The 22,932-nt window shown below is 66.9% G+C and carries 21 protein-coding genes; 3 read left to right on the top strand and 18 right to left on the bottom strand.

Features of this window, described 5'->3' with window-relative positions; translation table 11 throughout:
• Positions 1–226 precede the first annotated feature (226 nt).
• Complete coding sequence (locus ACLMAL_RS14985) at positions 227–3,034, bottom strand: ComEC/Rec2 family competence protein (RefSeq protein WP_411999616.1); 2,808 nt, start codon at positions 3,032–3,034, stop codon at positions 227–229.
• Positions 3,035–3,164: 130 nt separating this feature from the next.
• A complete protein-coding gene (locus ACLMAL_RS14980; protein ID WP_411999615.1) occupies positions 3,165–4,445 on the bottom strand; it encodes a helix-hairpin-helix domain-containing protein in 1,281 nt (426 codons plus the stop codon).
• A gap of 198 nt (positions 4,446–4,643) precedes the next feature.
• Here ACLMAL_RS14980 and ligD point away from each other — a divergent pair, with 198 nt between their 5' ends.
• Complete coding sequence (gene ligD, locus ACLMAL_RS14975; protein WP_411999614.1) at positions 4,644–5,594, top strand: non-homologous end-joining DNA ligase; 951 nt, start codon at positions 4,644–4,646, stop codon at positions 5,592–5,594.
• Between the two features lie 294 nt (positions 5,595–5,888).
• On the opposite strand, the gene ACLMAL_RS14970 is transcribed toward ligD, so the two are convergent.
• The 16 genes from ACLMAL_RS14970 to ACLMAL_RS14895 all read right to left on the bottom strand — a co-directional run bounded on the left by ACLMAL_RS14970 (position 5,889) and on the right by ACLMAL_RS14895 (position 20,360).
• Complete coding sequence (locus ACLMAL_RS14970; RefSeq protein ID WP_411999613.1) at positions 5,889–6,383, bottom strand: FBP domain-containing protein; 495 nt, start codon at positions 6,381–6,383, stop codon at positions 5,889–5,891.
• A 100-nt stretch (positions 6,384–6,483) separates the two neighbouring features.
• Positions 6,484–7,146 carry a transcriptional repressor LexA gene (lexA, locus tag ACLMAL_RS14965; RefSeq protein ID WP_411999612.1) on the bottom strand — a complete coding sequence of 221 codons (663 nt, stop codon included), beginning with the start codon at positions 7,144–7,146 and terminating at the stop codon, positions 6,484–6,486.
• 212 nt (positions 7,147–7,358) lie between these two features.
• The gene (locus tag ACLMAL_RS14960; protein WP_328410554.1) at positions 7,359–7,847 is read right to left on the bottom strand and encodes a GNAT family N-acetyltransferase; all 489 of its coding nucleotides are present in this window, start codon (positions 7,845–7,847) and stop codon (positions 7,359–7,361) included.
• An 88-nt stretch (positions 7,848–7,935) separates the two neighbouring features.
• The gene (locus ACLMAL_RS14955) at positions 7,936–8,778 is read right to left on the bottom strand and encodes a DegV family protein (protein ID WP_328410552.1); all 843 of its coding nucleotides are present in this window, start codon (positions 8,776–8,778) and stop codon (positions 7,936–7,938) included.
• On the bottom strand, positions 8,779–9,507 hold the full coding sequence (gene octT, locus ACLMAL_RS14950; RefSeq protein ID WP_411999712.1) for a diglucosylglycerate octanoyltransferase: 729 nt from the start codon (positions 9,505–9,507) through the stop codon (positions 8,779–8,781).
• A 967-nt stretch (positions 9,508–10,474) separates the two neighbouring features.
• Positions 10,475–11,134 (bottom strand): histidine phosphatase family protein, encoded by a 660-nt coding sequence (locus ACLMAL_RS14945; protein ID WP_411999611.1) that lies wholly within the window; start codon positions 11,132–11,134, stop codon positions 10,475–10,477.
• Complete coding sequence (gene rsfS, locus ACLMAL_RS14940) at positions 11,131–11,577, bottom strand: ribosome silencing factor (RefSeq protein ID WP_328410548.1); 447 nt, start codon at positions 11,575–11,577, stop codon at positions 11,131–11,133. Before rsfS ends, ACLMAL_RS14945 begins: the two co-directional genes overlap by 4 nt.
• Positions 11,578–11,605: 28 nt before the next feature.
• On the bottom strand, positions 11,606–12,247 hold the full coding sequence (nadD, locus tag ACLMAL_RS14935; RefSeq protein WP_328410546.1) for a nicotinate-nucleotide adenylyltransferase: 642 nt from the start codon (positions 12,245–12,247) through the stop codon (positions 11,606–11,608).
• 93 nt (positions 12,248–12,340) lie between these two features.
• Positions 12,341–13,069, bottom strand: coding sequence for an RsiV family protein (locus tag ACLMAL_RS14930; RefSeq protein ID WP_411999610.1), 729 nt, complete (start codon positions 13,067–13,069; stop codon positions 12,341–12,343).
• A 90-nt stretch (positions 13,070–13,159) separates the two neighbouring features.
• Positions 13,160–13,954, bottom strand: coding sequence for a DUF3298 domain-containing protein (locus tag ACLMAL_RS14925; protein ID WP_411999609.1), 795 nt, complete (start codon positions 13,952–13,954; stop codon positions 13,160–13,162).
• A gap of 101 nt (positions 13,955–14,055) precedes the next feature.
• Positions 14,056–16,032 (bottom strand): hypothetical protein, encoded by a 1,977-nt coding sequence (locus ACLMAL_RS14920; RefSeq protein ID WP_411999608.1) that lies wholly within the window; start codon positions 16,030–16,032, stop codon positions 14,056–14,058.
• Positions 16,033–16,058: 26 nt separating this feature from the next.
• Positions 16,059–16,271, bottom strand: a complete 213-nt coding sequence (locus tag ACLMAL_RS14915; protein ID WP_411999607.1) for a hypothetical protein — start codon at positions 16,269–16,271, stop codon at positions 16,059–16,061.
• 108 nt (positions 16,272–16,379) lie between these two features.
• A complete protein-coding gene (locus tag ACLMAL_RS14910) occupies positions 16,380–16,721 on the bottom strand; it encodes an MmcQ/YjbR family DNA-binding protein (RefSeq protein ID WP_411999606.1) in 342 nt (113 codons plus the stop codon).
• Positions 16,722–16,730: 9 nt separating this feature from the next.
• The gene (locus tag ACLMAL_RS14905; protein ID WP_411999605.1) at positions 16,731–18,158 is read right to left on the bottom strand and encodes a vWA domain-containing protein; all 1,428 of its coding nucleotides are present in this window, start codon (positions 18,156–18,158) and stop codon (positions 16,731–16,733) included.
• 3 nt (positions 18,159–18,161) lie between these two features.
• A complete protein-coding gene (locus ACLMAL_RS14900; RefSeq protein ID WP_411999604.1) occupies positions 18,162–19,037 on the bottom strand; it encodes an AAA family ATPase in 876 nt (291 codons plus the stop codon).
• A 57-nt stretch (positions 19,038–19,094) separates the two neighbouring features.
• On the bottom strand, positions 19,095–20,360 hold the full coding sequence (locus ACLMAL_RS14895) for a glutamate-5-semialdehyde dehydrogenase (RefSeq protein ID WP_411999603.1): 1,266 nt from the start codon (positions 20,358–20,360) through the stop codon (positions 19,095–19,097).
• 235 nt (positions 20,361–20,595) lie between these two features.
• On the opposite strand from ACLMAL_RS14895, the gene ACLMAL_RS14890 reads away from it, so the two are divergent.
• Both ACLMAL_RS14890 and ACLMAL_RS14885 read left to right on the top strand, forming a co-directional pair.
• Positions 20,596–21,474, top strand: coding sequence for a ribokinase (locus ACLMAL_RS14890; protein WP_411999602.1), 879 nt, complete (start codon positions 20,596–20,598; stop codon positions 21,472–21,474).
• Positions 21,475–21,555: 81 nt separating this feature from the next.
• The gene (locus tag ACLMAL_RS14885) at positions 21,556–22,932 is read left to right on the top strand and encodes a glutamine synthetase (RefSeq protein ID WP_411999601.1); all 1,377 of its coding nucleotides are present in this window, start codon (positions 21,556–21,558) and stop codon (positions 22,930–22,932) included.

The raw sequence follows: 22,932 nt of genomic DNA, 5'->3' as shown, positions 1-22,932 counted from the left end.
GGCTCAATCGCACTGTGCTTCCCTCTCGGCAGTGTCGTCTGGTGCATCTGAGGCCACCGCCTGAGAAGCCCGCAGAGGTGGGTCGAAAGTAGTCCATCCTGGGCCTCCATCCAGTGCGTAAACGCACTGGATGGAGGCCCAGAAAGATCTCCGGACAAGGTCTGCGAGTGCGATTGGATTCGCTGAGGGCTGCCGACCACCATGGCGGCGAGAACCGAGCCACAATTCAGCGCAATGTCACCACTTGCATATTCGATCCTGCACCGGTGATCACGACGTCGCCCAACTGGTCTGTGCGGATCACGCCGCTGCCGGCGCGCGCCAAGTCGGCGAGTAAGCCGGGATGCGGGTGACCGAAGGTGTTGTCCGCGCCGACGCTGACTATCGCGAGGCGAGGGTGGACGGCGGCCAAGAATTCCGCTGCGGTGGTTCGTGATCCGTGATGGGGGACCTTGAGGATGTCGGCCTGGACCGGGGCTCCGGAGTTCAATAGGCGGTGTTGGGCGGGAGCCTCGATGTCGCCGGTCAGCAGGATCCGGCCCGCGGGCGTGGTGGCGGCGATGACGACCGACCGGTCGTTGGCGTCATCGGCTGCCGCGGTGCCCGCTGACGGTCGCAGAGATGCTGTCGGCGCGAGAACCATCAATTCGACTGCGCCGAAGCTCATTACGTATCCCGCCGACAGTTCCACGACAGGAACACCTGCCCGCGCGGCAGCGGTTGCGACCTGGACCGGCCCATTGGTTGCGGCACGCGCGTGGCTGGTCGGAGCCCGCGGCTTACTGGTCGAACCGCGCGGATCGCCAGACGAGGCACGCGGCCCACTCGTAGTCGCACTCGGATCGCCGGTCATGGCGCATGAGTCGGCGGTTCTCGGAGGCGGATCGTCGGTCGCGCTGCATGGGTCGCCGAGTGTGGCGTGTGGACAGCCCTCCGTCATGCCGCACTGGTCGCCGATCGAGGCACACCGTTCACTAGGCGAGGCGCGCGGGCCATCGGTCGCGGCACGCGGGTCGCTGATCGAGCCGCACAGGTCACCGGGGGTGACGTGCGAGTTGGCCGCAGGCGCTGAACTATCGGTGTCATCACCTGTGCCGCCGTTGACGCTGGCCGCGATGTGACGCAAACCGGGTACTGCGGGGAGTTCGCCGGGGCCGACGGCCAGTGCTGCGACCGAGCGTCCTTCGAGTGCGCCGGTGAGGCCACCGATGTGGTCGGCGTGCGGGTGGGTCAGGACAAGCAGGGGGATTCGGGTGATATGGAGGCGATCGAGGCAGGTGCGGATGGCACGGGGTTCCGGGCCGACGTCGATCACTATCGCGGCACCATCGCCGATCGACAGGACTAGCCCGTCTCCCTGTCCGACATCGCAGGCGGCAAGAACCCAGCCGGATGGTGGCCACCATGGGTGCCAGATCCGGAGGGGAAACAAGACGGCCGCGATCCCGAGAAATGTTGCGGCCGCGAGTCGGCGCACGATGGCCGACCGTAGGGACCACACAAATACCGCAACGACTGCGGCGGTGATCGAACCGCCGAACAAGCCACCGGGAATGTCGATCGTCGCGCCGGGTATTCCTGCCGCGTGTTCGGCAATCGTCAGCAGCCACCACATCGGTGGTCCCGCACAGCGCAGAACCAATTCGGCGGGCAGTTGCCAGATACACGACAACACAGCACCGGTTGCGCCGATCACCGTGATCGGCGCGACAACAGGTGCGACAAGAACATTCGCGAGAACTGCCACGAGACTGAGCTGTCCGGTCAGCGCGACCATGAGCGGAGTGGTCACCACGAACGCGCCTGCCGACACGGCGACGATTTCGGCAGGCATCCGCCACCAACCGCGGGCGCGCAGCCAATCGGCCCAGCTGGGCGCAAGGAGTATCAAGCCGGCCGTGGCGACAACGGACAGCGCGAAACCGGCCCGCACGGCCAGCTCGGGCCATATCGAAAGCAGTCCGAGAACCGCCGCGCACAACGCGGGCAACGCCTGCTTCCTGCGACCGGTGACCAGTGCCAACAAGGTGATTGCGCCCATCGCACCGGCCCGCAACACACTGGGATCCGGCCTGGCCAGCACAATGAACATGAGCAACGCCGCCGCTGCGACCATCGCGGCAAGACGTGGACCGAGGGTGAGGGCACGCACCACGAGCAGCACTACCGAGAGCAGAATAGTGAAGTTCGCACCGCTGACGACGCACAGATGTTGCAGTCCAGCTATTTTGAACTCTTCCCGCACGTCATCAGGCAATGCCGAAGTATCCCCCACGACGAGTGCGGGCAGCAGTCCGGCTGGATCCGAAGGTAGGGCACGAGACGCAGAGGCAGCGAAATCCGTACGCACCGCGGCGGCCACGCGTTGCCACCACGGCAGCCTTCCGACCACGACCGGCCGACCGAGCGCCCGCAACGTGACAACCGAAAGATCCTGATGCCACGGCTGATCTATTCGCGCGCGGAATTCGACCGGCCCGCCGGGCAATAGCTGCGCCCACTCCACACCCGAAGCCAGAATCACCACCACACCACCGGTCCGCACGGTCACCTCACCCTGCCGGTACTCGCGCAGCTCCGCGCGCACCGTCCACCGCCGCTCGCCCGCGAACGAATTGATGCGCACCGGTTTCGGATCATCGATCGGTGTCGCCACAACCCGCACCGACGCACCGATCGCTGTCCGCAACGGATGCGTGGCCACCCGATGCTCCCGCCACGCCCCCGCGATCGCGAACCCCATCCCGAGCAACACCGCCGCGAGCGCGACCACCGCGACGACCCGCCAACGTTCACTGCGGTGCGCAACCGCCCACAGCAACAACACCCACAACCCGATCGCCAGCACCGACAACCCAGCTGCGACCACAAGCCCAACCACCCACCCACCGGTGACCGCCACAATCGTTGCGCCCCAACAACACAGCGTCGCAGGCAGCAGCCGCGCATCGAGCACCTGCGGCTCGTCATCCCGATCTTCGTCCCGGTTGTCGCTGTCGCCTGGCCGACGGTCTACCCCAGGCCCGCTACTCATCGGACATGCACCTCATGCGCCGCCGCGGAGGGCCTCTCGCCGCGTTGTGAAACCGGCGGACACTGCCGGTCTGTAGTCCTGGGTCTGCACAATCCCCGTGCTCGACCGACCGGCTCGCTCCCCTCGAGCCTCATACCTTCACCAACCCGCGCAGGCGGGCAAGTCGAGCGGGTCCGATGCCGTCTATTTCGCCGAGCTGTTCGATATCGGTGAAGCGGCCATTCTTGGTGCGCCAGGCGATAATTGCGCGGGCAGTCACCGGCCCGACGCCGGGCAACGCGTCGAGGTCGGACTCGGTCGCGGTGTTGAGATCTATGCGGGCGGTGGTGGACGATGACGATGCGGAACCCACATGCGGCGCCGGGCGAGTAGCGGTGCGGCCGGCGCTGATGGTGGTGCTGCCCAATTGCATCGGCCCAGGACTTGAGCCGATGGCGCCGACCAGCACCTGATCGCCGTCCTGCAAGCGCTGGGCCAGGTTGAGCCCGCTGAGATCGGCGCCTTCTTTCACACCGCCCGCCGCCGTGATGGCGTCGGCCACTCGAGATCCGTTCGGTATCCGCAACAGGCCGCCGTTGTGCACCAGACCGACAACACTGACGACCAGTTCGACGCCGGTGACGCCCTCGGGGCCGTCGGGCGACACCGGCGCTGCACCGGCCGGCGTAGACACAATCGGCGCCGGACTCAGCTGTGCCGAGGCACGAACAGCGCTCGTCGTGCGTACCGCGGGCACCGGTGGAACGGCCTGCGCGACAGGCCGTTCCCGCAACACCACCACCGTCGCCGCGAGCACTGCCGCCAGCCCGACCAAGGACAAAGTCACCACACCCCGCCAGCCCGGATCGAACCGCGCACCCCGAAACCGCTCCGGCACAATCCGGTCCCGCCACACGGAGCGGCGCCCTGCCTCCTCCAGCCACCCTGGCACGCGGACCTCACCGTCCGCGCCTGCCAGGTCGTGTTCGCCACCGAGCTCACCGTCCGACCCATCCGACTCCATTCCTCTCGCCGGCAACCGGTCGTCATCCCATCGCCCGCCGCCGCGCACACCCTCTACCCGCCCCATCTGCCCCACCCGCTGCGCCTTTCTCGATAGCTGCACTCCACCCGGGGACTGCGTCTCCCGTGCCCGCTCGCCGCCTTCCGATCGCCCATGGGCTACGGGCAGCGCGATACCCCTTGGCCGCCCACGACCTTCTGCCCGGTCGTTTTCGCCGACCGGCTCGCCCTCGCTCGCCGCTGCGGCGATCTCTGTCGCCGACAATCGCGTATGACTGCCGTCCCGCGATGACGGTGTGGGCTCGACCGCGCCGCGAATCCCGGACCCCGCTGTCCTGCTCGCGCCGACCCGGCTCGTCAGTTCGCTGAGGCGCTGGCGGACTCGCCGGCGTTCGTCGTGTCGTGACATGGCGGTGACGGTAGTGCGATTCGAATTCCTGGGATCCGCGCTGAACAGCGGATTCGATGGGTCTGTTGATAACCGCGGGGCTGTGGACAACCGCGCCGCGAACGAAACCGACGAAGGCAGACCGGTCGGTACTATTCAGAGGGTTGCCAGCACAGCGTTCGAGTTCACGAAGGGACCGGCGATGTCGGCGAGGCGAGTGTGACACGACTGCCGCACTACGCGGCAATGCTGGCGATGGCGGGCGTCCTCCCCAGCGACGAACAGGGCTGGGCCTACGAAGCCAAATTCGACGGCATTCGCGCCATCGGCTACATCGAGGACGACCTGCGACTGATGTCGCGCAACGACAAGAACATCACCGCAGCCTGGCCCGAGATCGCAGACATCGCTCCCGCGGCCCCTCGATTCGTCGTCGATGGCGAAATCGTCGCCCTCACGGCCGACGGCAGACCTTCGTTCGAGGCCCTGCAACCTCGGATGCATCAGCGCAATCCCGCCAAGATCCACGCGCTCGCCAAGGCCGTCCCGGTCACGTACCTGATCTTCGACCTACTGCACATCGGTGATCGATCGCTGATCGGCCTGCCCTACCAGCAGCGCAGACAGCTGCTGGAACAGCTCGGCCTCGACGGCCCGCACTGGCAGGTCCCACCCCGCCTGCCCGGCACCGGTGCCGACGAGCTCGCCGAATCGAAGCGCCGCGGACTGGAAGGCATCGTCTGCAAACGCCTCGACAGCCCCTACCTCTCTGGACGACGCAGCGAATTATGGACGAAGGTCAAGAATGTTCACGATCAAGAAATCGTGATCGTCGGGTGGCGACCGGGCACCGGCCGCCGCGCAGGAGGTATCGGCTCGCTGCTGATGGGAGTACGCGACGCCACCGGAAAGCTGGTCTACGCCGGAGGTGTCGGTACCGGTTTCACCGACACGATGCTCGATGCACTGCAGACGAGACTTCTACCCCTGCAACGCAAAACGGCCACCGTGGCGGCCGATGTCAAAGATGCGGTCTGGGTGGAGCCCGAACTCGTCGGCGAAGTCGTCTTCGCCGAATGGACCGGCGACGGCCGACTCCGACACCCCTCCTGGCGCGGGCTGCGCCCCGACAAGTCACCGCGTGAAGTCATTGCACCTCCATTGCAATAAATGCAACGTGCTCGACGTCAGGGAATTCGAACCGGAGCGAAGTCCACGTCGGCAGGGGTTTCGGCGACGGATACGAGGCCGGTGATTCGAGGGTTTCCTCTCCGGATGGGGTGGTCCGGTCATCGTCCGGGCCGTCTCAACCGGAGAGGAACCCTGTACACCCCGAGTTCGGTTGCGGTGTCGCTGAACTCGGGGTGCGCCGGTGGCATGGCCCCTGAGTGTCGGCGCATGGCATCTACCTCCGTTTTCGGGTCGGCAGCACGTGCTGCCTGATGGATCGGGGTCGGATTGCGGTTAGGTGTAGAGCCTCGCGATGAAGGCGTTCATGTTGTCCCGGACCCGTTCGACCTTGGTTTCCACGGAAATGAGGTCTTCGCGGTACCGATTACCGAGTGCGGGCGTTCTCTTGCCGCGCGCATACAACGAACACGCGAGGTCAGTGCACATATAGGTGCCGACCGAGTTGCCGCGGCGGCCGGACTCGCCCGCCTTGTGCGCGGTCATCAACGAGACACCCTTGCTGGTGTGCGTGGTCATGCAGATCGCACACATCTGAGCTCGGCCGAACCCACCGATTTCGTAGCGCAGTGCGACACCGATGAGGCGATCATCTTCCTGCGGGACGACGAGGTAGCCGCGTCCGGGCAGCGATGGATCGCCCCAGCCGAGGAAGTCCAGGTCATCCCATGGACGATCGTCCAGGTCCCGAGGTGCGGGCAGCTTCTTGGCGGTGGTTTTGGAACAGTTGACGAACGACGACCTGATGTCGCGTTCGGTGACGGCTTTCATGACAGCATCGACTCCTTCGGTTGATCGTTTGACAAACCGAAGTGACGTTACAGCTGGTCGCAGCATCGAACAATGGAATTTTCCCGGTCATGGCGCCGGGTCAGACCCGGCGCATCACCGAGACCACCTTGCCGAGCACCACGGCCTCGTCGCCGTCGATCACAGCGTAGGCGGGGTTGCGCGGCTCCAGATACACGTGGCCGTTGCGACGGCGATACACCTTGACAGTCGCCTCGCCGTCGATCATCGCGGCGACGATCTCCCCCGAGTGGGCTTCATGCTGTTTCCGGATCACCACGATGTCACCGTCGCAGATTGCGGCGTCGATCATCGAGTCACCGCGCACTCGCAGACCGAAAACAGTACCGCGGCCGACGAGTTCGCGCGGCAGCGTCATCATGTCGTCGGTGTGCTCCTCGGCGAGGATGGGACTGCCCGCGGCGATGTCACCGACAACCGGCACGGCCACCGAGTCGTCCGACGACTCCCGCGGCGCGGCAGCAGCAAGAAACATCCGGACATCGATCGGCCGCGACATCGTCTGGCTGCGGCGAAGGAAACCCTTGTCCTCCAGGCTTTTCAGATGCTTGGACACCGACGAGGAGGAACGCAGCCCCACCGCATCGCCGATCTCCCGTGTGTTGGGCGGATACCCGTGCCGGACAACGCAGTCCCGAATCGTGGTGAGAATCTGCTGCTGTCGCACTGGCAGCGTCGAGGTGTCGAGGTGCTCGAACGCGTCGAGGTGGTCGTATCCGGTCACCCGGGAATCGTAGATGGCACACCGAACCCACCAGCCGCACATCATGGACCGACCATCGGCGTGTCGCCGACCTACCACCGAGTTCCCTCCGCATCCACTCCTGCGCCGCCGACCTCTGGCCACGCGGCATCGAACGGCACCACGGCGGGCAATCCTCGCGCTTCGCCGCAGTCACGGCCCGTTCGTCAATGGATCGTCGTGGCGGAGGTCTGTCAGGGCAGAGTTTTGGCGAAGCAGTTGGAGAGAGGGAGGGGTTCGTAGGGGGAGAACAGGGGGATTCGGTGGTAGCCGCTGCGTTCGTAGAAGCGGACCGCTTCGGGCTGGAGGTGGCCGGTTTGCAGGATCAGGCGGGGTTGGCCGAGTTCGCGTGCGGCAGCTTCCGCGGCGGCGAGCAGGCGGGCGGCGACGCCCGAGCCGCGGTGGGCGGGGCGCACGAACATGCGCTTCAACTCCAGGTCGCCCGCATTCCATCGCACCGCGGCATGCCCGACCGGCTCGCCCGAATAGGCGACGAATGTCCGGTGCACCGTCGCGGGATCGACCGCTTGCGGATTGACGCGCAACTGCTCGGCCAGATAGGCGTACCGGGGGCCGACTTCGGCAGCCATCTCCGCACGAAGGATTACCGCGTCTTGATGCTCCCAGTCCGTCGACTCCACAGTCAGCGGTGGACGGGTCGGCGGCTTCGCAGAGCTCGTCATATCGCGACCCTAACCTACCCCACCTCCACTGAACCCCTTTGCGATCAAGCAGATTGGTTTACTCACCGAGGGCCGACGGGCGGGTGATTCAGGCGCAGCCGCCGGGGACAACCAGGACACCGACGGCTCCGTGGCCGAGATGGACACCGAGGGCGGGGCCGAATTCGGCGATGATGAGTTCACGGATGCCGGGGACGAGGTCGCGGAGTTGGGTGGCAACGGTGTTGGCCACTTCTTCCGCGCCGAGATGTTGGACGGCTACCGCGGCGCCGTCGTCGCCTGCCGCATCGACTGCTGCCGCGACGAGTTTGGCGTAGGCCTTGGAGCGAGTGCGGACCTTTTCGCGAAGCTCGAGACGGCCCTCAACGATCTGCAGCAAGGGTTTGGTGACCAGTTCGCTGCCGAAAAATGCGGCAGCGCTGCTCAATCGGCCGCCACGGCGCAGCTGTTCGGTGCGGTTCACCAAGATGAAGGTGCGTGCGCGGCTCGACGCGGCAACGGCGGTGTCGTAGACGATGTCCAGTGCGGCGCCACCGCGGGCTCGGCGGGCCGCCGCCAGCACAGGCAGCCCGGTGGCCAGGCCGGCGCCGAGCGAGTCGACCAGACGCACGCGGTCGGCGGCGTCCATATCGCGGACCGCCTGCCTGCCTGCCTCCCAGGTCCCCGAGAGCTGGCGCGAAATATGCACCGCGACAACACCGTCACCACCGCTGCGCTCCAGCGCTTGCTCGTAGACCACACGTAGTTCGCCGGGCGAGGCGGCCGAGGTGGTCACGGTGTCTGAGGAGTAGTCGATATCGATGGGGTCGACGCCCTCACGGATCGCGCGATCACCCACCAGGACATGCAGCGGTACGACGGCGATGTCCAGCTCGTCGACGAGCTCGGCGGGGAGGCTGGCGGAGGAATCGGTGACGACCACAACGGCCAACTACCGAACCTCCTGCAAGGTCTTCACCATCGCAGTGGCCACCGCGGTGTGTCCGGCCCAGCCCCAGTGGATGCCGTCGGGGTTGGCCTCACCGGAGAAGATGTTGTCGCGCACCGCTTCGCCGAGATCGACCAACGGCACCGAGGTCTTGGCCGACCATCGGCGCAGCGCCTGCACCGCGCGCTCGCGGCCCGAGTGCACGCGACCGTAGGCAGCGCAGTTGTGCACCGACGGCAACACCGCGACGACCGGCAGGTCGGGACGCAGGTGCGACAGCGCTTCCCGCGACTGCTCCAGGTAATCGACGCTCACCCTCGGCGGCAGCGCCACCGGACGGCCGAGCTTCGATAGCTTCGGCTGCAGCCAGTTGTAGGTGCCGCGCACCGCGCGGCGAATGGCAGGCGGACGCACGTAGCGGATCAACTCACGCAACGCGGTCGGCAGCGGTGACGGCAGCGTGTCCATCCCGCCGACCGCGAACACCACCGCACCCGCACGCGGGACCGCGGCCCACACCCGAGGATCGCCGATCAGCGCCCAATACGCATCCCGGCAGGTCCAGCCGATCCGTCCGACCAGCTCGACATCCCAATCGAGTTCGGCACCGACAAGGTTCGGCCAGATCTGCGGATGATCCGCAGGCAACCCGCCCTTCGGGCCGAAGTAGGACAGCGAGTCCGCGATCACCAGCAACACCGGCCGCACCGCAGACTGCTTCGCCGCGACGATCGAGTCCGTGCCGGAAGTCACAGCGGCATCCGCATCAGCCGAGTCCGCACCAGCAGCCGCCGGCGCGTCGACCCCGGCAGCTCCAACCGAGTCCGCACCAGCAGTCACAGATGACGTCTCGACCGCCACGGCGGAGTTCGCCTCGGCCAACGCGGCCGAGCCAGGCCCAGTAGCCGCAGCGGAGGCCGCGCCGCCAGCCACAGTGTGCACGGCTGCCGCGGGACTGCCGGATTCGCTTGCTGTGGTATCGGATTCGGTATCCGAAGCCTCGGCAATGGACGGGGCGGTTCCTGCTACCGCGGACGCCGCGTCGATAGCCGGGGCCGCCGCGCCCGCGTCGTCCAATGGTGCCGCGGCGGTTTCGGTAAGCGCGCCTGCACCCTCGTCCGACCTGACCGCGTCGGCCACCGATACCGGGTTGGATGCGGATTTCATTGTGGCAGAGGAAGACTCTGCACCAGAAGCCGCAGGGTCGACGGCAGCAGCCACCGAATCCGCCGTGGGAGTTACGGAATCGGTGGCTCCTGGAGGTTCTCCGGCAGCGGGCGCGACCGCACCTCCCCCGGATTCGGCTGCACCGGATGCGGACTCACCTGCACCAGCCACCGACCCAGCAGTGTCGGACGCAGGTTTCGCGGCACGGGCTACCGCCTCGGCAGCACCGGACACGGACTCACCAGCACCAGCCACCGAACCGGCAGCACCAGACACGGACTCACCAGCCCCGGCCACCGAACCGGCAGCGCCGGGTGCGGATTCGACTGCACCGCCGGCGCTGGACGCGGATTCTGCTGCGGTGGACGCAGTCTCGGTTGCGTCGCGCGCGGATTCCGCCGGGGCCACGGGTTCGACCGGCTCGACAGGCTTCTTGACCGGAGGGGGTCCGAACAGCGCATCGGGGACAGCCCGTTCGGGCTTGGCCGATATGCGCCGGAACAGTTCATCCGGAACCTGTCGAATCGGTTCTTCAGAGGACATCGGGGGCCACCTTCGCCGCTGCGTTCCACACATCCAGGCGCCAACCAGGTTGATCGATGCTCGGGCCGTGGCTGCTCAGCTGCACCCAGCTGGTGTTGGCCAAGCCCCCAAGGGCAGGCCAGTTCCGCGGCGGCAGGTCGAGCAGCGCGGCCGTGAGGGCGGCGATCAGCCCGCCGTGCGCCACCAGGATGATAGTCCGGCCCGGCCAATCCTGCCGGTCGGCAAACAATTCTTGTACCACCGGAAGTGACCGCGCACCGACCTCGAGTTTGCTCTCACCGCCGGGCGGGGTGTACGTCGCGTCCAATCGCCAGGCCACGCGGGCACCGGGGTAGTCGGCGTCCACGTCGAGGTGGGTCAGGCCCTCCCAGTCGCCGAGGTCGGTTTCGCGCAGCCGCGCATCCTTGACGACCGGCACCGTGGTGTGTTCGGCCAGCGCGGAGGCGGTGTCGAAGGCACGCCGCAGATCGGAGGACACGATCGCGATGGCGTTGCGCGAGACCAGCTCACGGGCAGCCTCTTTCGCTTGGCGGCGGCCCAGTTCGGTCAGGTCGGTGTCGATCTGGCCTTGCATCCGATCGGAGGCGTTCCATTCGGTCTGCCCGTGCCGCAACAGGATCAGGGTGCGGACGCCGGCATGTCTGCTCACTCGGAGTCGTCCCCCGCTTCACCGCGCACAGGCTCGCCGTTCACGGATTCACCATTGCTCGCGACCGGCAGCTGCTGCGGCGCGCCGATGCCGGCCACGGGAACCACCGGGCAGTCCTTCCAGAGCCGTTCCAGCGCATAGAAATTGCGCTCGTCGTTGTGCTGGATGTGCACCACCACGTCGACGTAGTCGAGCAGCGCCCAGCGACCCTCGCGGGTGCCCTCGCGCCGGACCGGCTTGTGCCCGGCCTCGCGGAGCTTCTCCTCGATATTGTCGACGATGGCGTTCACCTGCCGCTCGTTCGGCGCGGAGGCGATCACGAAGCAGTCGGTGATCACCAACTGCTCGGAGACGTCGAGCACGACGACGTCGGAAGCCAGCTTCTCGTCGGCCGCACGTGCGGCAACCTGCGCCATCTCCACCGATTCGACAGATGCGCTCATGCCGCAACCTCGCTGTGCTTGCTCACGTTCAGCTACCTTCCGCTCCTGCGGTCACGTAAAGGTGCCGCTTCGATATGTACTGCACAACCCCGTCGGGGACGAGGTACCACACCGGCCGATTCTCGGCCGCGCGGCGACGACATTCGCTCGACGAGATCGCCAAGGCCGGGATTTCGATCATGGTCACCGCGTCGACCGGCAGGTCGCGCAGATGCTCCGCGAGATGATCGGCATTCAGCTCATACCCCGGTCGACTCACCCCGACAAACTTCGCCAGTTCGAACAGTTCGGACCAATCCTGCCATGTCAGGATGTTGGACAGAGCATCCGCTCCGGTGATGAAGTACAGCTCGGCGTCCGGATGCTTGCTGCGCATCTCGCGCAGGGTGTCGACGGTGTAGGTGACTTTTCCTCGGTCGATGTCGGCCCTGCTGACCGAGAATCGCGGGTTGGAGGCGGTCGCGATCACTGTCATCAGATAGCGATCCTCGGCCGGGCTGACCTGTTTGTCCGCTTTCTGCCATGGCTGTCCGGTCGGGACGAAGATCACTTCATCGAGGTCGAATCGATTCGCGACCTCGCTGGCGGCGACCAGGTGACCGTGATGGATGGGGTCGAATGTGCCGCCCATCACGCCTAGCTTGCGTTGGCGCCGACCTGTCTCGTGCATGAGTGCCGAGCTTAACGGGTTACCCGCGTGCGAGGTCGTCGAGCGTGCACGGAACCGGCTGCACGAGCGGGTGCGCGACGCACCGATTCGCTGTCAACTGCTGACGACTGCCCGCAGACCTGGCTTCAGCACACCGTCGAGCGCCGACCACGGCACGGTGATGTCGATGTAGCCCATCGCGTGCGACGCGATCTCGCCGAGATAGATGCGCATACCCGCCGGGGTCGCGACCCAGCGTTCATAGTTCTGCACCCTCGGCTCGAGATCTTCCTTGAAGTAGAAATTCGTGCCGACCCGCGTCTTCGGCAGCAGTTCCGCCGCCTGTACAGAGAGCACGTTCAGTCCCTGCTGCAGGTCGGTGAACAGATCGGGCAGGGTGAGCGCCGTCGCGGTGTCGACATTGGTCACGTGGGTGGCCTTGTAGGTGGCCGGATGCGCGCCGCCGGTGTCGACCTCGATCCCCAGCACGCCGCTGAGCACATGCCGGCCGATTCGGGCGACCTCGCTGCGGAACCCGGTGACCTTGATGTCCGGGCCCGCGTCCCGGATGAACTTGTCCGCCTCGGCGTGCATCCCATTGTCGAATTCGGTTCGCGCGTCCTCTTTCCCACCGGCGACCTGCGGCAGATCGACGCTGTATCCCATGCCCTCCAAGCGCACCGTGGTCGCGGTGAACCCCCAGGTCGTGTCGGGCGCGGGCGACCCAGCAGCGGCGGACGTGGCGGATACCGTGGTGGCCGGGACGGCCTGATCGGTGGATCCACACGCAGTGAGCACGGCGGCCAACGCTGCGGCCACGATGGCGGCGACGGTCTTCTTCATTCGCGGAACCCTCCCAGACGATGCCCGGTACAGCCTAGTGATTCGCGGCCGGATCGTCGGTGGACGACTGCCCGCATGTCGCAGCAGCGATCAGGAGCCGACGACCGCCCGCATGCCCGGCTTCAGCACACTGTCCAGCTCGGACCACGGCACCGTGATCTCGATCTTGCCCAACGCGTGCGGCCCGATTTCGCCGAGCACGATCCGCATGCCCTCCGGAGTGGCCAGCCAGTTCTCGTAGTTCCGCTCCTCGGGGGCGATGGCTTCCTTGCGGTAGTCCGCGCCGGCCCGTGTCTTCGGCACCAGCAGCGCGGCCTGCGCCGACAGTGCCTCCAAACCCGTGCGTGTGTCGGTGAACAGGGTGGTCAGCGTGATCGGTTGACCGGTGTCCACGTTCGTCACGTGGGTCCCGTAGAAGTTGTTCGGATGCGCGGCGCCCTGCGCGTACACGATGACGACCAGCTCGCCGCTGAGGACGTGCGTGCCGATGTGCACAACCGCGCTCTCGCCGCCGGTGATCGAGGTGCCGGGAACGAGCTGCGCAATCCATTCGCCCGCCAGCGCGCCCATTCCGTCGTTGAATTCCGCTCGCACGCCGGGGTTCCCGCCGTTCACCTGCGGTACGTCGATGGTGTAGTTCGGGCCTTCGAGCCGGATGGACGACGGGGTGAAGGCAGCATTCGGGTCGGCCTGGGGTGAGGTAAGCGTGGTCGAAGGCGCGGTCGACCCGGTTGACGGTGCGGTCCCTCCTACCGACGGCACCGACGAACCCGCGGCACCGACCGACGACGGCGCGACACCGGAGTTGGGAGCGTCACCCGGCCCGCAGGCCGTCAGCACAGCGGTGAGCGCGGCTGCCACGGCGGCTGCGGCAATTTTCTTCATGTGGAAGCTCCCGAATCGGCGACGCACCGAGCCCATCCCGGTGTCCATTCTCGACCATGCCGGGATCGCCTAACGATTCCCTTATCAAGGAGTAATGGACGTCAGGAGTCCGGTGCACCCGTGTTCTCGACTTCGCGCCGCATATCCGCCAACTGGCTGTGGGTGTGCGCGAGTTCGTTGGTCACCTCGGCCGACGGCGCGGTGCCTGCGAGCTGTTCCAGTTCGGCGAGCAACCCACCCATCGTCGCCAGCCAGGGTCGCTCGTCGGATTCCGCGCTTCGGCTCCATACTTGCACCCAGGCGGCCGAACGCAGGCACCTGGCCCGCGAACCCACTCGGCCGAGCGCGCCCCAGAGCTGAGCGGCACGCAGATAGGCCACCAGCGCCTGGTCGTCTTCGTCGCAGTTTTCCAGCGCGGTGGCCGCCGCCCAGGCAAGGTCGGCCTGTAGCTCGATCCGTTCGGGGTCGTCTTGAACCAAACGTGCGGCTTCGACGAATTGCCGTGCCGCAGCGCGGAATCGGCCGAGCCTGCGCAGTGATTCGGCATACTGCCTGCGCAGCACGGCCATCTCGGCGGCCGGGTAGGGCGCCTTTCCCGCGGCAATCGGCTGCTCGAACAATGCGGCGGCCTCACCGTACCGTCCGGCCCGATGGAAGGCACGCGCCGCGACGAAGGTGAGATGCACGGCGTCTGCGTCGGAAATCCCCTCCCATCGCGCGACGGCATCGAGGGCCGCATCGGCCAATTCGGATTCGCGCCCCGGCTGCCCGGACAACACCATGACGAGCTGCGAACTCAGCCGCGCCAGGTGCTCGGCAGGCAAAACGGTCGCGCCGATCGACAGTGCCCGCCGCAGATGCCGTTCGGCGACCGCAGGCCGGTCGATGAGCCGGGCCGCGGCCAGACCTGCCAGCCACAGTGCCTCGGCCTCCCGTTCGGTGGCAGCGGTGACCCGCGCTGCTGCGGTGGCGGGGCAGGCTGGGCGCGGCAATGTGTTGCGCAGACCGAGGGGAAGGTGTTCGAGCAACGGTTGTTGTGCCAGTCGCGTCGCGACGCGGGCACCGACAACGGTGCTGTCGTTGCGGGCATCGAAGCGGTCCGACAGCTCACCGATCTCGATCTCGAGGTCTGCGCGCACCGAGTACACCGTTGCGGCACCGATGGCGAGATCACCGAGGCCGAGGGCTTCGAGTCTGCGTAGCAGCACCGACACTCCCGCCGTGAACGACAGCCGGGCGGCGTCGTCGGCACCCCGATCGGTCAGCCACGCGGCGTGCGCGGCAAGGATGTCGAGGCCGCGCGCTTCGTTGCCGGTGAGAGCACAGAACTCGATGTGTTCGGCGACCGAGTGCCGGAGATCGGGGCTGTGTCGGACCAGTGGATACCCGGTCAAGTGCGCATTGCGCGCTTGCGCGGTCCGGCCGGTGCGCACCAGCGGAAGCAATGCATGCGCGAGCACCTGGTGCGGCTGCTCTGTGCAGCTGCGCGCACCGTCGAGAACCGGCCGCCAGTGGGCGAGTGCGGCCTCGTCGTCACCGGCCCGGGCGCTATTGACGCCCCATTCGTTGCGTTCGCACGCTTCGCAGTCGGACATGCCGTCGCGCGGCGCGACCATCGCGGCCTCGAGCAGGCGCGCAGCCTGCTCGTGCTCGCCCAGTTCCCGAGCCAGATCCGAGCGCAGCGCGAGCACTGGACGGGCACTGTATCCGTGCTGGCGATAACGGTTTTCGAGCTCATCGAGCCACCGATAGGTTGTCGGAAGCGGCACCGCGGGGTTTCCGATCAATCCCGACGTCATCCACTTCAGATACCAGTGCACCGACGGCGCGATGGCGCCGAGTTCGGCAGGAAAGTCATCGTGGATCCGCAACAATCTGGCGTAGACAACCGGAGCCAGATCCCGTTCGCCCCCTTGCGCGTACGCCTTGGCCAACTCCAGCAGCACCGCCCCCTCCAAGGCCCGGTCCGGCCCTACCTCAGCGGCCGCGGCGAGCATCTCCAATCGCTGCGTTCGCCCGCGCCCGTCCGGCAGCGAACAACTGAGCGCCAATGCGCTGCGGATCTCAGTCGCGTCCATCTCACGCCTCCCCTACCTGTCTCATATCACCCACACGCCACCGCAACCTCACCCCGCCGCAGCCCACCGACCGAGCCTTGTGTCGCCCAGTCGAGGAATTCACCGAACGCTCGGTTGACCAGCAGTGTGTCGGCCGGACGCAGCGGACGGTGGGTCATCAATAGCGCTCGGCCGTAGCAGGATTCGATCGCCGTCATGGTGAGGACGGGGTCGGCGATTCGGCTCAGTCCGCGGACCACTGGTCTCGGCCACCGTGAGGCAGGCGAGCAGCCCGGCGTTCTGTTCACCATGGCGACCGATAGTGCTGCTACCCGCCAATGGTCGGCTTAACGAAAGCTTGACAACCTTCAGGCGGTGGGGCGTTTCGACTTCGGCAGCTTGCTCACGACGGCGTCATAGGACTGGTCGACGAGTTCGGTTAGCTCGTCGTCGGGAACCGCGCCGCCGAGCTCGACGCTGTTCCAGCCGTACCTGCCGATGTAGGCGGAGGCCGCTACGTCCTGCGGGTAGACCCGGATCAGCTCGTCGGCTTCCTCCCGGTTGCGGCCGCATTTGAGCCCGACCGAGGCCGAGCCCAGGAACGCGAAGATCTTGTCGCCGACCTTGGCGACGATATCGCCCTCCCACGGTTCGTCCTGCCAGGCGCCGGGTTTCGCCAGGCAATACTCCAGCAGTTTCGTCTCATCCATGTCGGCTCCTTACACGGGCAGCAGCCGAGACACCACCGCGGTCAGCTGGCTGGCGGAGCGACATTCGTGCATCTCGATCACCTGCTGGTACTTGTCGGCGGCGGAATCGCCGGAACCCCAGTTGGTTCGCATCTCCGGATTGAGCCAGTGCGCGTGCTTGGCGGTGCGCACCAGCGACCGCAGCGTATCCAGTTCGGGGTCACGATAATTGGTGCGTGCGTCACCGAGGATCAGCAGTGAGCTGCGGGCAGTGACGGCATCGGGAAAGTCTCTGACGAATCCGGCCAGCGCGTTGCCGTAGTCGGAGTGTCCGTCCATGCCGACGACAGCCGCCTCGGTGAAGATCCGGGTCATCGCAGTGTCGAGCTGCGTGCGCGGATCGAAGAATCGGGTGACCTCATCGGTCTGGTCGACGAACGCGAAAATCCTTACCCGCGAGAATTGTTCGCGCAGCGCGTTGACCAGCAGCAGGGTGAAGTTGCTGAAGCCGGCCACCGAGCCGGACACGTCGCACAGCAGGACCAGCTCCGGGCGGCCGGGCCGCGGCTTGCGATTCACCAGGTCGATGGGCACGCCACCGGTCGACATCGACTTCCGCAGGGTTTTGCGCAGATCTATTTCGCCGCGACGGGAATGTCTGCGCCGCACCGCGAGTCGAGAGGCGAGGATGCGCGCGAGTCTTTGGGTGCTGCGCCGCATCTCGATCAGCTCGGATTCCGAGGCGCGCAGGAAATCGACGTCCTCGGATTGCCGCGAGACGGCGTAGCTCGCGACGCGTTCGCGGCCGATCCGCTCGGCCACCCGCCGCCGGGTTTCCGCTTCCACCGACGCACGGAACCCGTTGATGCGCCCGCGAGCGGCCCGCCTGGTGATCTCGGTGTCGAACGCGCTGGCGTCCGGCCCGGCCGCCAAGCCGGCCAGGATCTTGGCAAGCAAGGTTTGCGGCTGCACGTCTTTCAATGCCTTGTAGGCCGAAAACGACGACCCACTCGCGGACTGATACTGACCGAGCTGCTCGACCAGCTGGGCGGCCAGCGCCTCCAGCTGCGCCTCGGTCGATTCTTGGGCCAGCAGTTCCGCGAGCAATTCCCGCAGGGCTTGGATGTCTACCTCGCCCGAGGCTGTCTTGGGAATCTCGACCTCGTCGCCTACCGCGGTGCGCTCACCCACCGCGATCGGAAACCACAGGTCGAACAGCCCGTCGAAGGTCGTGCGATGCGTGGTGCGGCGCAGCAACGCACACGCCAGCCCCTCGCGCAGCACGTCACGGTCCATCAGGTCGAGCACGGTCACCGCCCGGCCCGCGTCCACGGTCTCCGACGGACCCACCGGAATACCGCGCGTCCGCAGCGCTTCGACGAATCCGACCAGGTGCCCGGGTAATCCGTGCGGCGCATCCATCAGCGCGGCGTCCGCAGGGATCGATCCCGTAGACATGGCTCAGGCCAGCTTCAGCTCGGCGACCGCACGCTGATGGTCGGCCTGATGCTTGAGCACGACGCCGAGCGTGGCGCGCACGGTCTTGTCGTCCAAGTCGGTCAGCCCGAGCGCGAGCAGCGTGCGACCCCAGTCGATCGATTCGGCGACCGAGGGCAGCTTCTTGAGCTGCATATCGCGCAGCACGTGCACGATTCGCACCAGCTGGGCAGCGACCGCGGCGGACAGCTCCGGCACCCGGCTGGCCAGGATGCGGCGCTCCAGCTCTTCGTCCGGGAAGTCCAGGTGCAGGTAGAGGCAGCGACGCTTGAGTGCCTCGGACAGTTCGCGGGTGGCGTTGGAAGTCAGCACCACGAACGGTTTACGCTCGGCGGTAATGGTCCCCAACTCCGGGACGGTGACCGCGAAATCGCTGAGCACCTCGAGCAGCAGACCCTCGATCTCGACGTCGGCCTTGTCGGTCTCGTCGATCAGCAGCACCGTAGGTTCGGTGCGCCGGATCGCGGTCAGCAGTGGCCGGGTGAGCAGGAACTCCTCGGTGAAAACGTCGGCTTTCGTTTCTTCCCAGTCGTTTTCGCTGGAGGCCTGGATACGCAAAATCTGCTTGGCGTGGTTCCACTCGTACAGTGCGCGGGCCTCGTCGACACCCTCATAGCATTGCAGGCGTACCAATTCGGCGCCTGCGGTCTGCGCGACCGCCCTGGCCAGCTCGGTCTTTCCGACACCGGCCGGACCCTCGATCAACAGCGGCTTGCCGAGCCGGTCGGCCAGGAAAACCGAAGTGGCGGTGGCCTTGTCGGCCAAGTAGCCGGTGGTCGCGAGCTGTTCGATCACATCGTCGACCGACGTAAAAATCGGCTGCTGCGGTGCTTCCGCCACGGGTTGTCCTTCCTCGGGTGAGCGGAACGAGCCGCCGCACTCCTTATCTACAGAGCTCTAAACCGGCCGGATCTGGCCGTCGCCCCACACGATCCACTTGGTGGAGGTCAGTTCCGGCAACGCCATCGGGCCGCGGGCATGCAACTTCTGGGTGGAGATGCCGATCTCCGCGCCGAAGCCGAACTGCTCGCCGTCGGTGAACGCGGTGGACGCGTTCACCATGACCGCGGCGGCGTCGACTCGGCTGGTGAACTCGCGGGCCGCGGCGACCTCGCCGGTGACGATGGCTTCGGTGTGGCCGGTGCCCCAGGTGTTGATGTGCTCGACGGCCGCGTCCAGGTCGTCGACCACCTTCAGCGCGATGTCGAGGGTCAGGTACTCCTCGCCCCAGTCCTTCTCGTTGGCGGGCACCAGACCGGGCAGGTCACCGTGGACGGTGACGCCGTGCCGTTCCAGCGCCTCGATCAGGCGTGGCACCGCGGTGGTGGCGATCGCGTCATCGATGAGCACCGTCTCGATGGCGTTGCACACGCTCGGGCGGCGGGTCTTGCCGTTGATCAGGATGTTCTCGGCCATCTCCAGGTCGGCGGCGGCGTGCACGTAGACGTGGCAGTTGCCGGTGCCGGTCTCGATGGTCGGCACCGTCGCGTCGCGGACCACGGCATTGATCAGACCGGCGCCGCCGCGCGGGATCACCACGTCGACCAGGCCTCGCGCCTGGATAAGGTGCGTCACGCTGGAGCGATCGGCGCTGGGCAGCAGCTGCACGGCGTATTCCGGAATGCCTTGCGTAGCAAGCGCTTCCCGCAGGACGGCGACAAGGGCGCTGTTCGAATGCGCCGCCGAGGACGAGCCGCGCAGCAGCACGGCATTGCCGGACTTCAGCGCCAGCCCGAACGCGTCGACGGTGACATTCGGCCGCGCCTCGTACACCATGCCGACCACGCCGAGCGGCACCCGCACCTGGCGGATCTCCAGCCCGTTGGGCAGCGTCGAACCACGCACCACTGTCCCGATCGGATCCGGCAGCCCGGCGACCTGCCGCAGCCCGGAGGCAATCCCGTCGATCCTGGCCTTGGTCAGCCGCAGCCGGTCCAGCAGCGACTCCTCCACACCCGACGACTTCGCGACCAGCAGATCTTCGAGATTGGCCTCGAGCACCCGGTCTGCGGTGGCGAGCAGCGCATCGGCCGCGGCATGCAGCGCGGCATCCTTCTGCGCAGTGGTCAGGCGAGCCAGCGCACGGGAGGCGACGCGAGCCTTGCGCGCGGCCTCGTGCACCACTTCGCGAGTATCCTGCTCGGTCGTCGTACCTGACGTCATGGGTACAGCCTACGCACCCGGTTTTGCACCGGTTTCACCCACTCGAAGCCCCGGTACAGCTGCGCTGCCACATGTTAGAGGGCGATACAAAGCCGGGGTAGCGCGCGAACGGCAACGCCGTGCTCACCACGTTGAACCCACTGGGACCTCACACCGGCCGGGTCGCCGGTGCCGAGGCTTACGCCGCACCCCCATGTGACACGTAGCTGCGCGGGCTGGGACTACCGTCGCGCGTATGACCGCCGACCCGAGCAAGCCCGCAATCGCCGTGCTTGGCAGCATCAATATGGACCTCGTCACCACCACCGAGCAGCGCCCCGCTCCTGGGGAGACCGTGCTCGGCACCGGGTTCGCCATGGTGCCCGGCGGGAAGGGCGCCAATCAGGCGATCGCGGCTCAGCGAGCAGGCGGGGCTGTCGAATTCCTCGGCGCGGTCGGTGACGATGTCTTCGCCGGAGCGCTGCAGGGCGTGCTGAACGATTCGGGCGTCGGCACCGGGCGATTGCGCACCGTCGCCGGTCCGAGCGGAATCGCCGCGATCGTGGTCGATGCGGGCGGCGAGAACAGCATCATCGTGGTCGGCGGGGCCAATGCCGCCATGACGGCACTCACCGACGCGGATCTGGCAGTGATCGCGGCCGCCGATATTCTGCTGTGCCAGTTGGAGATTCCGGTCGACACCGTGGCAGCCGCGGTCATGCATGCCAGCGCGAACGGGACCGTTGTGGTGCTGAATCCTTCTCCGGCACAACATCTGATGGCCGACCTGTGGGCACATGTCGATGTGGCGGTGGTGAATTCGGGCGAGGCCAAACACCTCGGCTCCGATCTCGAGCCCGTAGCGCATCTGGTGATCACCCACGGCGCGGACGGCGCCACTTACCGCGGACCCAACGGCAGGGAGCTGTCACAGCCCAGCCCCCGAGTCGAGGCGATCGACACCACCGGTGCGGGCGACACCTTCACCGGCGCTCTCGCCGCGGCCTGGCACCGTGGCCCCGAGGCCGCATTGGCATGGGCGAGCACTGCCGGTGCGCTGGCAACGACCACACTCGGCGCGAGTTCTTCGATACCGACACAGGAACGGATCGAGGCGGCGCTCCCGCCGCGGTAACACACCCGAGCTGCCCGATATTGAACACGCTGCCGCCGAGTCTGCGCCGACCGCGACCGTCGCCGACTATCGTTGCGGGTCATGCCAACCATGCCGGAACGCATACCCGCCGACGACGACGCGGAGGCCGTCATCAGCAGGCTGGGCGCCGATATGGTCGTGCTGTCGTTCGTGGACAACGCCGGTATCACCCGAGTCAAGACGGTGCCGAAATCCCAGCTCGCGCATGCGGCGCGTTATGGCGTCGGGGTGTCGCCGTGCTTCGAGACGTTCGCGTTCGACGATCTGATGGCCGTCGGGCGGTATCTCGGCGGCCCGGACGGCGATCTGCGTCTGGTTCCGGATTTGTCGAGGCTCACCGAGCTTGCCTGCCAGACCGGCTGGGCCTGGGCGCCTGTCGATAAGTTCACCCAGGATGGCATGCGGTTCACCGCCTGCCAGCGTGCCTTTGCGGCGCGGCAGACCGAGGCGGCGCAACGGGTGGGTATGCGGTTGTCGATGGCCTTCGAAACCGAGTGGTCGGTCGGACGGGACGATCCCGACGGCCACGGTTTCACTCCCGTCGTAACCGGCCCCGCCTACGGCATCATTCGGTTCGGCCAGGTCGGCGACTACGCAAGAGACCTGGTCAGCGCGCTGCAGCGGCAAGGGGTCATGGTCGAGCAGTTCCATCCCGAATATGCGCTGTCACAATTGGAATTATCGGTCGCGGCGAAGGATCCGGTCGCGGCCGCCGACGACGCGGTGCTGGTCCGGCACACCATCCGGCAGGTCAGCCTGCAACACGGTTGGCGCGCACTGCTCGCGCCCTGCATCGAACCGGGCGGCGCGGGTTCCGGTGCCCACCTCCACCTTTCGGCACACGACGAGGATGGTTCGCTGTTCGTCGGCGGCCATGGCCCGTACGGTATGCGCGGCGCGGGCGAATCGTTCCTGGCCGGTGTGCTGCGTGAACTACCCGCCCTGGTCGCCGTCGGCGCGGGCAATCCGGCGAGCTTCCTGCGTCTGGAACCGTCCCGGTGGGCCGGGGTGTGGCAATGCTGGGGCCGCGAGACACGGGAGGCGGCGCTGCGCTACGTCACCGGGGTGCGCGGCACCGAACCGTGGGCGGCCAACGCCGAGGTCAAATGCTTCGACGCGACCGGAAACCCCTACCTGATCGTCGGCTCGGTCATCGCCGCCGGCCTCGCCGGCATCGCTGACGAACTCCGACTGCCCGCCGAAATCACCGGCGACCCAGCGACATTCGATGCCGAAGCATTGATGATCTCCGGTGTGCGCCGACTGCCGACCGCGCCGTCGGAGGCCGCGGATCGACTTGCGGAGTCGGCCGTGCTCGCCGAGGCCATGGGACCCGAATTGCACGACGCGCTGCTCACCGTGCGCCGCGCCGAGGCCAAGCGCTATCGCGACACCTCCGCGGCAGAACTGGTCGAGCTCACACGCTGGCGGTTCTAG

Source organism: Nocardia sp. CWNU-33 (assembly GCF_046764895.1).
Classification (GTDB): domain Bacteria; phylum Actinomycetota; class Actinomycetes; order Mycobacteriales; family Mycobacteriaceae; genus Nocardia.
Note: the sequence above shows the minus strand (reverse complement) of the source record. Positions and strands in the feature narration are given on the sequence as shown.